The sequence below is a fragment of the Bradyrhizobium sp. 1200_D9_N1_1 genome (genome assembly GCF_052075915.1).
Classification (GTDB): domain Bacteria; phylum Pseudomonadota; class Alphaproteobacteria; order Rhizobiales; family Xanthobacteraceae; genus Bradyrhizobium; species Bradyrhizobium diazoefficiens.
Map to the genome: position 1 here is coordinate 6,017,239 of NZ_CP197226.1, position 13,646 is coordinate 6,030,884.

Annotated in this window: 10 protein-coding genes; 3 read left to right on the top strand and 7 right to left on the bottom strand. The window is 62.2% G+C overall.

What is annotated here, in order from left to right; translation table 11 throughout:
- Window positions 1–34: 34 nt before the first annotated feature.
- The gene (locus AB5K84_RS29090; protein WP_011086391.1) at window positions 35–1,027 is read left to right on the top strand and encodes a hypothetical protein; all 993 of its coding nucleotides are present in this window, start codon (window positions 35–37) and stop codon (window positions 1,025–1,027) included.
- A gap of 27 nt (window positions 1,028–1,054) precedes the next feature.
- Here AB5K84_RS29090 and AB5K84_RS29095 read toward each other — a convergent pair whose 3' ends face one another.
- From AB5K84_RS29095 to AB5K84_RS29105, 3 genes are read right to left on the bottom strand one after another with little or no spacing between them, the layout of a single operon-like run.
- Window positions 1,055–1,702, bottom strand: a complete 648-nt coding sequence (locus tag AB5K84_RS29095; protein WP_011086390.1) for a DUF4384 domain-containing protein — start codon at window positions 1,700–1,702, stop codon at window positions 1,055–1,057.
- A gap of 19 nt (window positions 1,703–1,721) precedes the next feature.
- Window positions 1,722–3,521: a caspase family protein gene (locus AB5K84_RS29100; protein ID WP_011086389.1), complete on the bottom strand. Its 1,800-nt coding sequence runs from the start codon at window positions 3,519–3,521 to the stop codon at window positions 1,722–1,724.
- Between the two features lie 39 nt (window positions 3,522–3,560).
- Entirely contained in the window at window positions 3,561–5,282 is a 1,722-nt protein-coding gene (locus tag AB5K84_RS29105; protein ID WP_011086388.1) for a hypothetical protein, read from the bottom strand.
- Between the two features lie 159 nt (window positions 5,283–5,441).
- On the opposite strand from AB5K84_RS29105, the gene AB5K84_RS29110 reads away from it, so the two are divergent.
- Both AB5K84_RS29110 and AB5K84_RS29115 read left to right on the top strand, forming a co-directional pair.
- Window positions 5,442–5,723 (top strand): hypothetical protein, encoded by a 282-nt coding sequence (locus AB5K84_RS29110; protein WP_038967720.1) that lies wholly within the window; start codon window positions 5,442–5,444, stop codon window positions 5,721–5,723.
- A gap of 98 nt (window positions 5,724–5,821) precedes the next feature.
- Window positions 5,822–6,805: a DUF4424 domain-containing protein gene (locus tag AB5K84_RS29115; RefSeq protein ID WP_038967721.1), complete on the top strand. Its 984-nt coding sequence runs from the start codon at window positions 5,822–5,824 to the stop codon at window positions 6,803–6,805.
- A 9-nt stretch (window positions 6,806–6,814) separates the two neighbouring features.
- Here the strand turns inward: AB5K84_RS29115 and AB5K84_RS29120 are convergent, their stop codons facing one another.
- Genes AB5K84_RS29120 through tssM form a run of 4 tightly spaced genes read right to left on the bottom strand, consistent with a single transcriptional unit; the run spans window position 6,815 to window position 13,637 of the window.
- A complete protein-coding gene (locus tag AB5K84_RS29120; protein ID WP_011086385.1) occupies window positions 6,815–8,623 on the bottom strand; it encodes a serine/threonine-protein kinase in 1,809 nt (602 codons plus the stop codon).
- On the bottom strand, window positions 8,620–9,396 hold the full coding sequence (locus tag AB5K84_RS29125) for a PP2C family protein-serine/threonine phosphatase (RefSeq protein ID WP_011086384.1): 777 nt from the start codon (window positions 9,394–9,396) through the stop codon (window positions 8,620–8,622). Before AB5K84_RS29125 ends, AB5K84_RS29120 begins: the two co-directional genes overlap by 4 nt.
- A gap of 6 nt (window positions 9,397–9,402) precedes the next feature.
- Window positions 9,403–10,104: a type VI secretion system-associated protein TagF gene (gene tagF / locus AB5K84_RS29130; protein ID WP_011086383.1), complete on the bottom strand. Its 702-nt coding sequence runs from the start codon at window positions 10,102–10,104 to the stop codon at window positions 9,403–9,405.
- The gene (gene tssM / locus AB5K84_RS29135) at window positions 10,101–13,637 is read right to left on the bottom strand and encodes a type VI secretion system membrane subunit TssM (RefSeq protein WP_011086382.1); all 3,537 of its coding nucleotides are present in this window, start codon (window positions 13,635–13,637) and stop codon (window positions 10,101–10,103) included. The genes tagF and tssM overlap by 4 nt, the downstream gene beginning before the upstream one ends.
- Window positions 13,638–13,646: the final 9 nt, after the last annotated feature.

A 13,646-nucleotide genomic window follows, 5' to 3' on the forward strand; every position in this document is an offset into this window, starting at 1 on the left:
CCTTGCCTGGATTGGCCGAAGCGGAGCGACCTGTGTGGTTGCGTGTGAGCTTGAGCAAAAGGACGCCAACGCCTTTCCGGGGGTGACGCTCTTCACGAAGCGGCAGGCACCCGGCATGAAGCCGACGGCGGTTTATCTTCCGCCAAAGCACCCAACAGCTGCCACCAAGTTCGATGTCGTGATCTGGCTTCACGGCTTCTATGTCAAAAACCATGAATTCCTATTCCACAACGATCCAGCGCGGCTGCGCGAACAGGTCCGGGATTCCGGCAAGGACGTGGTGCTTATCGCGCCGTTCCTGGGCTACGAATATGCCGTTGGCGACACCTTTGCCGGAAACTACAACGTGTCTGACCTGGCAACCGCGAGCTGGGGCGAACGCTATCTCGAGGAGGTCCTTGGAGCTCTTGCCAGGTTCCTGGGTCTCTCCTCGACGTCCATTCCTCAGCTCCAGATCGGCAAGCTCATCATCGCATGCCACTCCGGCGGCGGTAACGGCATGCGCAATCTCGTCGGGAACCTTGGAAAGTATCAGGGCAAGCTGACGGCCTGTTGGGGATTTGACTGCCTCTACGGCGCCAATGCGCGGCCCGACGATGCGACCTTCTGGTATCAGTGGTTGTCTGGACAGAGCGGCCGCGCGCTCGAGATCGTGTATGGTCCATCAACTCTCCCGCAATCGGTGAAGCTGGACCTGATCGGGCGCGGGCTGGCGACGGCCGATGGCAATCAAGCGCAGCCACAACGCCCTGCTCTCAAGAACCTTAGCGTAAGGGTCGGTCATTACGACCTGTTCCCGGCATTTGGCCAGATGGTCAGGGTCAACGACCTGGACCCGGCTTACGTGGATCGCTTCATGATACCGCAAGTCGCTGACCAGCCGCCTCTGCACCACAAGCCGGCGCCACAGCACGGGGAATTCCTTCAGGGCGCGATTTCCAACGTTCGCAGCGCTTTTCCCTTTCCAAAGGACATTCATTACATGATCGCCCGGGGTGGCTTCTTCAGTCGGCTGAGCAAGCTTTAGCCTTCACAGGCCTTGGCCTTGCCGGGCTCACTTGATGGAATAGGATTTGACGTCGAACGACCAATTATTCGTCACCAGCTTTCCGCTGCCGTTGTCCGGCACGCGCAGCTCACTGGTCCAGGCCGTTAGATAGCTCAACGCCTCGGCCTGATCTTGTAGCTTGCGCGGCAAGTCCGGCAAATCGAGCAACTGCACCCGCCGCTCGCTCAGGATGGCGATCATCACTGCTGACCCAGTCGGCGGTGAGACGACATATTCAAAACCACGCTGCCGAGCCGCCGGGGTTGGAACGACAAATTCGACGCCGGGCTTGACGAGATTGATGTCGCGTCCGTCCGACTGCGCCAATAGCTCGGGAGTCGGAAAGATCTGGGACATTCGCCCTTCCGCGTCGACGTCGACGAGAATGAGATATCCCGGCTTCCTCGCGGTGACGCCGAACGTGACCTTGCCGCCGAGGTTGACGGTCTGACCCGGCAGGATCTGAAGGGACACACTCGCGGTATTGGCCTGCCTGCGCGCCGCTTGTACGGGCCAAAGCCAGGGTGCATACGTCGTGCCGACATTCAGCGATGCCGACGGCAACGGTGCTGCGGACGAAGCTCCGCTACCCGCCAGCAGCAGCAGGAATGCGAGCCATGGTCGCTCCCGGCGGATCGGCTGCGATGACGGCATGGCCTGCTCTCCCTAAAAGTCAGGGAGCACTGAAGAAGCCGACCGAGGCGATCCGCGCGTCCGCAGGCAAGTACCGCTCGAGGCTCTTGATCACCTGCCCCGAAGCGCGGCGCCGGTTGAGCTGCATCAGGACTGTCTCAAGATCGACCATGCGTTGCTGCGAGGTCACTGCAACGATCTGTTCCGCGCCGAACGGCTCGCCGACCCTGAGCGGTAGGCGCAAACTCGCCGATCGGGCCAGTGCCGCATCGGAACCCACCGGATACAACAATTGGATGGTGCCATCGCCAGACACATTGAACAGCAACACCGCTCTTGACCCCACATCAGACAGATCAACTTCGACAGTCTGGCCAGCACGCTGTTGGCGATCGTCCGGCCAGATGCGCATGATCTGCGGCGACCGGGTCGCAATGCGCTTCAGTTCACGAATTGCCGCTGTCCGGTCAACGACCGTCGGCAGGCTGGCAACGTCGATCCCGTAGGCGACTACGTCGCCCCACGCGATCACGTCGTGCGACACGGGATCCCAGATCAGGTCGGGATTGTCCGTCGGTTGAACAGCCTGCACGGGAACATCCTTTGGCGCCACGCTCGCAAAATAGTTCGTCTTGCCGTCGAGCGCCGCCAGCCGGATTGGCGCAGCGAGACGGAGGGGGGCCGGCGCGTCGCCGGTCGGAAGTTCCTTGGTCGCCGCCGCGGCAAGGGTGGGAATGTTTGGTGCCTTGGCCGTGACAGCCGGCGGCGCGGGCGCTTGTCCCTCGACGGGCGCCCCGGATCCGGCCGGGCCGGAGGCCGCTCTCGCGGCCGGCCCCTGAATCAGCACGACACCGCGCGTCAATTCGAAGGCGATGTCGGTATCCGGCGTCTGAGGCGGCGATGATATGGTCACGATGTTCTGGCGCTGGTCCGAGAGCTGATAGACCACCTGTCGAACATTGCTGAAGAGCTCCTTGAGCGTCACCTTCCCATCGTGATTGATGTCCGCGCTACCCTCCACCGCCCGTGCGACCGCATAGCTGAGAGCCCCGCGCAAGCCATCGATGCCAGGGATGCGGACTTCCGGCGCCTTGGTGTAGCGGTCCACCGCAGCCAGGAACGCCGTGTGGTCAAGATCGAGTTCTGACTTCGGATCGTTGCTGTCCGACACCGGCTTCAGTTCGTCAACCAGCAATGTGTAACGCGGCACCTGCCGGAAGCTCATCTCAGCGGCACGCGGATCGATATCGCGCACCATACCGCCGCCGTGGCAGGTATCAGCCACGAAGATCACCTTCGCTCCGCGAAGCTCGAACTGCCGGATGAAATGGTTGAACTCGCTGCCCAGAACACGTTCAATGGACCCGGTTGGCGTGGTTTCAAAGCCTGGCAGCAGGAACACGTTTTCCATCCCGTCCGGCTCCGAGCCCTTGACGCGCTCCGGCTCCTGGGTTCCATGACCTGCGATCGACAGAAAAATGAGGTCGTTGTTCTTGGTCCGCTCCACCAGTGAACTGATCTCGCGCAAGATGCTTGCCCTGTCGGCCTGTGCGTTAGTGAGTACGACGACGTCGCCAACCCCCATGCTCTTCAAGCTGGTCACGATGTCAGTGGCGTCGGCGACCGCGCCCTTCAATTTCCGCACGTGCTGATAGTCATCGATCCCGATCACGAGCGCGCGCACCGCCGCCCCGTCCGGATTGCTGATCGACAATCCTCCTGTCGCATGCGCGTGCGGGGATATCAGCCCGATCAACGCAGCGAGCCCGATGGTGGCGCATAGCCGCTTGATCCCGCAATCAAGTTCCCTGGGCATCCGCATCGTGATCCACCTCGACATCCTTCCTATCCATTCTGTAGCGCCAGCGACACACCGGGTTCAGCGCCTTTTGCTCGCCGTCTTGCGGCCCGGCTGCGGTTCGGCCTCTTGATAGGCGCTCGCTGAGACTGTCGCCTGGTCATCCGCGAACGCCCGAAAGCGGACCGGAACGTAGCCACGCGAAAGCAGGCTCGCCAACGGGTAGACGTTGCGGCAGACGCGACCGTTGCAGCCACCGGTCGAGGATTCCATCACCTCGGCCTTGCGATCGGGCGTGAACCGCAGGAACAACATCACGTGCGAGCCCGGCTTGTTCAGCGCATCGCCGGGCCTCAGGTCCCAGGGATTTGCCACGGAGGCTGCGATCGCAGGAATAGCGGCAGTCGTGTAGTGGACAGAAAGTCCCCACGCGGCGCTGACGAATGCCGAACAGTCGACGCCAGCCACATCCGGCCTTGGCGCGTTGCGAGTGCACACATTGCCAGCCAGCGCTCCGCTGTCGATCCGCTGCCGGAAGTTCGCGAGCGAACCGTGGCAGCCCCAGCAATAGGGCACACCGCGCACCTCCTGGTTCACTTTGCCCTGCAGATACCACGGCCGCCGAATACGACTGAAGCCGCTGCATTGGCTGTCGGGATCGCTGCCGTAGTTCGACTGCGTCAGCTTCCACTGGATGCCCTCGAATGCAAACGCGGTCTCGATAGCCTGCTGGCGATTGGAAGGTCTCACAGCGGCCGACGCGTCGAATTTGACGCCGGATTGCGGTGCTGGCGCGGCTGCCGTTCGCGACGGCCGCACGTCGATAATGGAAGCGTTGGTCAGCGGCCGGAAGCCGACGCCAACCACTTCAATTCCGTCCGGCTTGGTCCGGAGGAAATAGACATCGCCATCGCCCGAAACCGTGACGAACCGCCGGGTCAGCGGCGTATTTTCCAAAGGAAGCTCATAGATTCCCTCGAGACGGCCGTTCGCAGCATAGCGTGCGACGAACGTGGAGGCGTTCTTTCCCGATGGCGGAACGTCCTCGGCAAGCACATAGAAGCGGTCGCCGTTGTCGATCTCAAGAAACTCCACCGTTCCGAGCTGGTTGCGCACCCGCAGGCTTAGCTGTCCGATCGTCTCGTTGGTGACCATGGTCTGGATCTCGACCCTTACGCTGGCATTGCCCTTGTCCGGAACGATATCGGCGATCACCGAGCCCTTACTTCGAGAAGCCACATATTGCCGGTCGGGCTGCCGCGTCGTCTTGACGATGGCCGCGCGGGTATTCTGGTTGAGCAAGTCGGCCGCGCTGCCGGGCGCCTGCGATCCCATCTGGGCGAAAGCGGAGACGGCGACCTGATCGTCCGCGCTACGGCTCGAGACCTCCTCAAGCTGGATCACGTCACCACCGATTCCGCGCGTGGACTGCCCTGGCGCCGCCTTCAGCGTCCGTACGCCGCCGTCCCAAACCATGATGTCGTCGTTGTGGACCACGAGATCGGTCGGCTGGACGTCTTTCGGCATCTTGAGGACGTCAGGATCTGAGTTCGGCTGTTTCGGGTCAAACTGCAGGATGCGACCGTTGACCTGATCGAGCACAAACAGGTTGCCCTGCCCGTCGGCGCTGAGTGCTTGTGGTCCCGCGAGTTCCACGTCCTCGCTGGCCGGAACGATGCCGACCATGGAAGCAGCCAAACCGCTGGCAAAGCTGCGGACGACAGTATCGTCGGCATGCGCATTGGTTCCGAAAATGCCAGCGCCAACGATGAAGACCCAGATCCAACGATTTGGACGAAGCATGTTCGCCTCAATGTACCCCGAACCGATCGCCGCGTCGGATCGACTAATCCGAGATGCCGTTAATGCTGCGCGTCAATTAGTGGTGCGCAATCTCAATCACGTTCAATTCTATCACTTGACGGTGATAGTCCGAATTCTCTTCAGCTTGCGGTGCAAAACATGGCCCGGAATAGATTTGAGAAGGTGAGCGAAGTTCAGCCCGACGCGATCACGCTGCTCCTGAAACGCGACAATGACGGCGCCTCCGGATCAATCGTGCTGCCGGCCGCCGCGAGCCGGGGACGGCTGACCACCGACCAAATCAGCGCGCAATTGCCGGCGCAGGATGCTTTTCGCGGCGCGATCCGGCTGGCAAACGACGTAAAGCTGGCGCTGGTGGTGTGCGATCCAGACGGGGTCTGGAAGTCCGAGTGGGGCGATCTTTATCAGCCGATCGATTGACCCGCATCGGATGGAACCAGCATATGTTGCGACGCCGCATGGAGACTAGCTTGCCGAACGGAGCCTGCATCCGACCGTCGTTCCGGATACGGGCCTTGATGGTCGCGCTGCTGGTTGCGACGGGCTGGCCGGCACGCGCCAACGACTCGGCTGCGGAATTGTCGATCGGCGGGCTCCAGTTCGTACGCACCAATGACGTGGCCATGGAGAGCGAGAACCTTAGTATCGGGCTCGACAGAATCAGTGTTCGCTACCAATTCGCCAACGTCACTGCCAAGCCGGTCACGCTTACTGTTGCCTTTCCGCTGCCCGACATCGACCTGTCGGAGGCTGAGAACATTGCACTACCTTCAAATGATCCGATCAACTTCGTCGACTTCGAGACCAGGGTCGACGGCAGCCCGGCGCCGCTGACCGTCGATCAGCGCGCCATGGTTGGCAACAGGGATGTCAGTGCCCTGCTCCGCGAACTCAAGCTACCGCTGCTGCCGATTGGTGGCCGCGAGATCCGGCTGAGCGACCTGCCCGCGGCGACTCGGACCCGGCTCGTGGACGACGGACTTATGATGCCTGCCGGAATGAGCGACAACGGTCGCCAGCAGTATGCGCCAGGCTGGGTTATCAAGACCTCGGCTGTGCGCCAGCAGGTGTTTCCGCCCATGCGCACCGTCACGGTCGAACACCAGTACCGGCCGAGCGTCGGCTCCAGTCCTGACACCATCCTGCGCCCGAGCCTACGCCGCAGCAGCGCACTGGGTCAGCAAGTCGCCCGTTACCGGAAAGAATACTGCGTCCAGGATACGTTCCTCGCCGAGCTCGACAAGCGCGCGGGCAGTAACCAGATCAACAGCGCGAACCTGCAGGAGAGGCGCATATCATACGTGCTCAAGACCGGCGCGAATTGGGCCGGGCCGATCCGGTCGTTCAAGCTGACTATCGACCCAGGCGGCAACGACCGCTTGGTGAGCTTCTGTCCTGGGCGGCTCAAGGCATCGTCTGCTACCGGAAATACGCTTGAATATACGGCAAACGACTTCAAGCCGGATGCCGACCTGAAAATCCTGGTGATCGGAACATTCTGAGCGTGCCGGTCAATTGGTGAGCAGCACGTAGCGCGCGGCCGCGATGATGGTCACCTTGTTGCGCTGAGCCTCGCTCAGCGCCTGGAGGAAGAACGTATCGGCAGCTATCGGTCGCGGCTGGCGCAATGAGTCCAGAACCTGCGGAACCGCCACGACCAACAGCAATTGCGGACCGCTCGCGCGCGTTGTCGGGAGCGTAAACGAAAGCGAGTCGATGCCCGGCTTCAGAAGATAAGACAGGCTCTGGACTTCGCCGCGATCCGACACCATGAGCAGCTCGACCACGCGGTTGGCAAAGTTCTCAATGGTCCCATTGAGGGCTTCACCACCCTTCAGCTCTGTCGCTGACAGGGTGATGCGTGGGATTCGCGCCTGATCGCTCCCGACCTGACTCAAGAACTTGACGGCTGGGCATTGCGCCTGGGTCACTTGCCTGACGCCGATCGAAGCCTCGAAACCCTGCTCACGCCGAAACGCTTTGTCGAAGGTGTCGAATGGGGCGGTCGAGGCACCGAACCCTTCGATGACAGCGGCATTTGGGCTCACGGCAATCGGCAAGACAAAGAAGCAGTCACCGCCAGAATATTGGGCCACGTATTTGCGGATGCGCTCAGCTCGCCCCGCCCCATCGAGTGCCGGAGACGGCGTCGCCGTCGGCTGCGCAGACAACTTCTCCGGCTCTTGGCGCCCGGGCTGTGGTCCAGCGGGCTCGACCTTCGGCGGCGCCATTGTTCCGGCGAGTTTTGGAGGTGGCGGCAAGACCGCGGTGCCGGGCGCTGACCAGACCAGCTTGTAGAAGGCATATCCACCACCGCCGACCAGCAGTAACAGAGCCGCCACGCCCGCCCCCAGCCAACGGCCGCGCGGACTCCGCGCGGTCGATGGCATCCTGTCCTGCGGCACCGGCGCCGCGCCTTCCGGCCGCCGCAGCGGATCGAAACCATATAACGGCGCGGCCGGCGTCTGCACCAAACCGGTCGGCTTCCAGCTGGCAACCTCTCCCATGGTCGGGCGCAATGCCGGATCAGGCTGCAGCATCCGCTCCAGCAAAGGCCGGATGCGCATATCCACCGCACCGAGATCGGGAACACGCCGGCGCTTCTCCACCAGTTGAAACTGGCTGCCACCCATGTCGAGCTTCTGTCCGGTCAGCGCGTGAAACAGCACAAGACCGAGGCTGTAGACATCGGATTTCGCGGTCACGTCATTGCCGTACAACCCTACCTGTTCCGGCGATGCGTAGTTGTCCTTGCCAGCGAAGCCCGAGCCAATGATGGTCTTGTCACCCATCTGGGTCGACCGGGCTATGCCGAAGTCGATGATCTTAGCCCGCCTGACGTCGTCGAGCGGAACAATGATGTTGTCCGGAGAAACGTCGCGATGGATGATGCCGTGCTCATGGGCAGCCTCCAGTCCAGATGCGACGCGCAGCATCAGCTTGATCAGCGCCTCGAAAGTCAACGGTCCATCGTCGAGCATGTTCGAGAGCGAGCGGCCATTCACGAACTCCATCGCGAGATACGGTCGCTGCAGCACCGGCTCCACCGTAAACAGGAAGTAGCGAACGATCGCGTCATGCGGAAGATTGTGGAGTGCAGCGGCCTCTCGACGGAACAGCGCGAGCGCCGCCTCGTTATCGACCATGTCGGGCAATAGCATTTTCACGGCAACAGGCGATCCAGTCTGGATCTCTCGGCATTTGTAGACCTCACCCATGCCGCCCGCGCCGATCACCGCTTCGATTTCGTAGATACCGTTGAGACGGGTGCCGGGGGGCACGCCCTGATAGGACGGTCGGAACGGATCGTTCGGGGTCATGGTTGCGGCTCGCGATCAAGCGGAGATCTTGTCGCCTCCTGAGATCGTGGCGTCAGCAGTCGCACGATCACAATCGTTACGTTGTCAAGCCCGCCACGATCAAGAGCCAGCGCGAGCATGTCATCGCAAGCTGCCTGGGCGCGTCGCGTAGCCGCGTGCTGCAGGATCTCGTCGTCCCGCACGTGTCTGGTCAGGCCATCGCTGCAGATCACGAAGACATCCTCCGGCTCGGCCGGGCCTGTTACCACCTCAAATTCCGGATCATCGGCGACACCGACGGCGCGAGTAATGGCATTGCTCAGCCAATCATTCACGTCTTCGCGCGACAGCGCACCTTCGGCGATCAGTTCCTCCAGTTCGCTGTGATCATGCGACACTTGGCTAATTGCGCCGCGACTGATCAAGTAAACCCGGCTATCACCCGCCCATATGCAGGCATAGTAGCTATCGCGAACGAGCAGAACCGCCGCTGTAGTCCCGACGGTGGCACCCTGTCGTTCATGACTAAGCGCCAGTATCTGCCGGTTTGCGCTGAATAGCCGCTCCTCGCATTCCGCCAGCAGGTCTGCGGCTGATTCTGGCGTGCCGATCGCGTCAAGCGACTGCACTACAATGCGACTGGCGAGATCGCCGGCCTCGTGACCACCCATACCGTCGGCGACGGCCCACAGGCCAACGTCGGTTCGTACCAAACATGAATCCTCGTTCCGCTCCCGCACCCTTCCGGCATGGGTAACGCTACCAACATCGAACAAGGATGGGGTATGCACCATCGTACGTCATCCATTCCCGGATGCCGCGAGGCCGGGATCACCGGTCAGCAGCGTAATGTAGTGAAACGGATCTGGTAATCCGCGGCAACTCAGCGCCATTGGCGGAAAGCCTTCCCCTCCGGCGGTCCACCAGAAGCTAGCCGCGGCGTAAACCTGTGGGTTGGCGGCGCAAAGTGCTGCAAACGCCCCCGCGAAGGCGTCGACCGCCGAAGCCCTCCCCATTGCCGCAGTACCAAGCGACGTGATCGGCGGACCGCTGGCGATGGTCTCCTGCAGTCGTGGCACCGCAAGCCGGTCCAGTCCATCGGAGATCTGCTCGAAGGTCGCGGCCCGATCCAGGGTCGAAAGCAGGAACGCCTCCACTTGCCCGAACCATTCGTCCTGCGGATCAATGCTCGGCGGCGGCAGCGAGACGGCCTCGCCGGTCACCGCATGCAGGGTCAAGGGATAGTATCGCCCCACCCCGTCGAGCGAGGGCATAATCGCCCCCGCCACCGTCGTTCCGCAGATTGCGGCACCGAGCCAAAACCGCCAGACCGGCGCGGTCAGAAAGGCCTGCTGCCATCCTGGGCCAAGCTGGTGGCGACTTGCTGACAGCGCAGCCTGTACCCACGGCTCCCAAGCTTCCAGGAAGCTGCGCGGAGTTGCGATCGCGATGAAGTCACGCTTCGCGCCGATTTTGCCGAATAACCCACAACGCATGGTCATATCCCGGTCGGGCAACGAAACTCACGCAGCACTGACAGATTCAGCGGGTTGCGCAACGATCCAGTCGAAATTTGATAGCTGAGCTCGCGCCCGGCGACGATGAAAGTCGCGCTGGCCGTTTCCGCTTTCACCACTAACGAGCCAGCCTCCAGCATCCGAAACAACGACCAGGGACCAATGCGCTCAAGCACGGATGGCGGGCCGGTGTCGTTGCTGACTGAAATTGCAGTTCGCGGCGCGGGGCCCGGCCATAGGACGGTCGTTGGCGAGTTGCTCTGTGGCGGTGGCGGTGGCGTAGGTTGCGGACCGCCGAACAAGGATGAGGTCGCTGGACCAGGTGTGGTTGGGCTTGTAATTGTGGTGCCGCCGATCTCGGTCTTGACGGTCACGCCTGGCCCGGCTGCCCCAGGCGGCCGGATCGCGAACGATACCGCCGGCAAACCGCCGCCGGTCTGGAAGAAGGCGTCGCGGATATAGGCCGCATTTTGGAATTGCTTGAGCGTATCCGGCGAGAACGACCGACCAACGGGGCTCTCCTTTCGCCAAACCCAGTCCGATCGCGACGTGTCGGCATAAGGTGCCAGATACTGGGTGAAGAACTTGTCCATAACACCATTCGGACTGAACAATTTGGCAAAATCCGCCAGCGGGACTTCCTGGCTGCTGCTGCGGATAAACGGGTAGCGGTTGGTCACGGTCTGTTGGCAGACCGGCGTGACCTGATCGCGCAACGTTTGAAGGATTTGCCCGGCGGTTGAAGCCGCAATGCTGCCTTCGAACTCCGCGGCTGCTGCTCGCAGCATGTCGGAGAATGGCGGCGGCATGCGCGAGGCATTGTTGCGGAGCGCTGCGACCTGGGTCTGAAGCGCAGCTGTGGCCTGTGCGGTCAGTTGGGGATTCTCGATGATCAGCGTCAGGTTCTGCGCGATGTCGTTCAGGTTCGCGACGGTCGAGTCGATCGGCCGGCGGGTGCTCTCGCCTTCGAGCGCCGCGTGGTAAGGTTTGAACTGCGCCTCGATCATCGCGCCAGGCGGTCCATCCTGGGCATTCGTGAAGAGTGCTGGCGCCGGTGCGGCGGCGGCTGCCGAAGCGCTCGCCGGCTTCGCCCGTTCCTTGGTTAGCACCGTCTCGTCGCGCACCGATTCCAGAATTTGCCGCATCGGCGAGGTCGGCGCCGAAAGCGCCCGCAGCACCTCATATTTCGGCTTGTCGGCGAGCAGCTTCTTCAGGCGCAGGCTCCCGAGCGCCGTTCGCCAGGTCGTCACGAAATCGTTGGAATAGATGCTGAGCAGATCGCCGGCCAGATTGTCGTACTGCTGGTCGATGGCCGACTGCTGGCCGGCATCCCCTAGAACCCATCGCTCCCGCTTCATCCGCTCAGACAATCCGGACAGCCGGGCAACGAACTTCTGATGGAAGCCATTATACGTGAAGAACTCGGGTACCCGCACGGCGTCCAAAGGCTGCCCCGTCGTGGTTTCGAACACGACACCCATGTCGGGTCCGCCATGGCGGCTGGCGATCCAGTCGCCAGCGGTCGATGCGCGAGCCTCCGATTTCAGAAACTCGTAGGCACGTTGCGACACGCTCAGGCGCGCCAAGGAGCTCTGGGCCTGCTTGATCAACCGGCCGTCGAGTTCGACCAGCGGCTGCTGTTCGGTCTCGAGGTCGAACATTGCCACGAGGTTCTCGTCGAGCAGACGCCGCCCTTCCGCGTTGGTGGCGCCAGGATAGAGGTTGTCCGCCCAGTCACGTTGCATCCAAGAGCGGATCAACTCGCGGTCCGGCGACTGCAGGCCGCCGACCATCAGATAGACCTTGAGCGCCTCGTAGACAAAGGCAGGCTCGTTTATGCGCGCATTGAGCTGCTCCTCCAGGCGATACAGCAGCCGCGGCCGGAACATGCGCTCAAGCGCCGTATGATAGGCCGCCTTCGAGGGCGACAGCAGCCGGGCGTGCTGACTGAGCCCGTAGCGAGCCGACAGAGGCACCGACTCGCCGCGCGATCCGTAGCCTGCCGGGGCGTTTCGCAGCCGGTAGAGTAGCGGCAGCACCTTGTCTAGATCATGATCAGCAATCAGCGTCTGTTTGATAATTGGTGCGCCGGCGGCTGCATACTCGCTATCGGCCTGCAGGCTTTGCTCAATCAAATCGGAGTTCCGCTTGTAGCTCGTCAGCCAGGCTGCGATCAGTCCGATCGAGACCAGGCCGATCAATGACAGGGCCGCGGTTTTCAGGATTAGCGCGCGGCGCACCGCGGCACGGTCGGTCGAGACCCAGTCGGCTTCGCCGATGATGACCTTGGAGATCAGATCGGCGAGGAAAAAGCTCTTGCCCGTGCCCGAATAGGATCCGGAACCGACCTCCTCAGCGCCGAACGTACGTGCCAGCGACCCGATCAATTGGTCGATCGGCGTGCCCTGCTGCGTACCCGAGGTAAAGTAGAAACCGCGCAGGTTCGCGTTCACGTGATAGCGCGTCGGCTCGAAGATCAGGTTGAGGAAATCGTGGATCTGCGGCTTGAGCCGCGCCATCTGTGCCGGAAAGCCGAACAATTGCACGCGGTGCTGGGGCGTCGGCTCGTCCTGCAGACGGTCGAGCGTCTCCTCGCTCAGGCGCTCCAGCAGACGGTCGAACTCGACCGGGATCTGCCCCACCAGATTCTGGGTCTTGTCGGCGGTCTGGAACGTGGCCCCCCAGACCTGGCGGCGGCCGGCATCCCCGAGATAGGCGAAATACTCGGTGAAGCCGGCAACGAGATCAGCTTTGGTAAATAGCGCGTAGACCGGGAAGCTGACCTTGAGCCTCTGATGCAGCTCGAGCAGGCGCATCCTGATGGCATCGGCGTGAAGTGCGAGCTCCTGCTTCGGCAGCGTTAGAATGTCTTCGATACTGATGGCGACAAGGACGCCGTTGATCGGCTGGCGTGATCGACTTTTCTTCAGGATGTCCAGGAACGCCAGCCAGCTGTCCTTGTCGGCCTTGCTATTGGAGTCCTGGGTGGTGTAGCGGCCGGCGGTATCGATCAGCACCGCCTCCTCGGTAAACCACCAATCGCAGTAGCGGGTACCGCCGACCCCCGCGATCGCCGCGGGCGTCGCCCCGCGCGCGAGCGGAAATTTGAGCCCGGAATTGACCAGCGCCGTGGTCTTGCCGGCGCCGGGCGGACCGATGATGACGTACCACGGCAGATCGTAGAGAAAGCCCGATTTGTTGCCGCTGGCGGTCTTCAGCGTCGCGAGCGCATCCTTCATGCGCTCCTTGAGCACCGGTTCATCGCTGACGGGCTGGTCCGCACCAGCGATGCCATCGGCAATCTCCTTGGCACCCTTGCGCCGCTTGAACAGATTGAGGCCAACGATGCCTGCGACGATCGTGGTGAGCAGCAGAATAGCGATCTGCCGGACGATATGGTTCTCCAGCGGCCGCCAATCGCCGAACGCAATGAAGGGACCGGCGAAATAGATCACCGCTCCGAGCGAGCTGAGCCCGACCCCGTAGAGAACGATGCGAAGAACGTCCTTGGCAAGCATCTAACCGTA

Bases quoted from the DNA above. Each gene is read 5' to 3' on its own strand.
- AB5K84_RS29095 (WP_011086390.1), bottom strand. From the start codon at position 1,702: ATGCCGTCATCGCAGCCGATCCGCCGGGAGCGACCATGGCTCGCATTC.
- AB5K84_RS29100 (WP_011086389.1), bottom strand. From the start codon at position 3,521: ATGTCGAGGTGGATCACGATGCGGATGCCCAGGGAACTTGATTGCGGG.
- AB5K84_RS29105 (WP_011086388.1), bottom strand. From the start codon at position 5,282: ATGCTTCGTCCAAATCGTTGGATCTGGGTCTTCATCGTTGGCGCTGGC.
- AB5K84_RS29110 (WP_038967720.1), top strand. From the start codon at position 5,442: ATGGCCCGGAATAGATTTGAGAAGGTGAGCGAAGTTCAGCCCGACGCG.
- AB5K84_RS29115 (WP_038967721.1), top strand. From the start codon at position 5,822: ATGGTCGCGCTGCTGGTTGCGACGGGCTGGCCGGCACGCGCCAACGAC.
- AB5K84_RS29120 (WP_011086385.1), bottom strand. From the start codon at position 8,623: ATGACCCCGAACGATCCGTTCCGACCGTCCTATCAGGGCGTGCCCCCC.
- AB5K84_RS29125 (WP_011086384.1), bottom strand. From the start codon at position 9,396: ATGGTGCATACCCCATCCTTGTTCGATGTTGGTAGCGTTACCCATGCC.
- tagF (WP_011086383.1), bottom strand. From the start codon at position 10,104: ATGACCATGCGTTGTGGGTTATTCGGCAAAATCGGCGCGAAGCGTGAC.
- tssM (WP_011086382.1), bottom strand. From the start codon at position 13,637: ATGCTTGCCAAGGACGTTCTTCGCATCGTTCTCTACGGGGTCGGGCTC.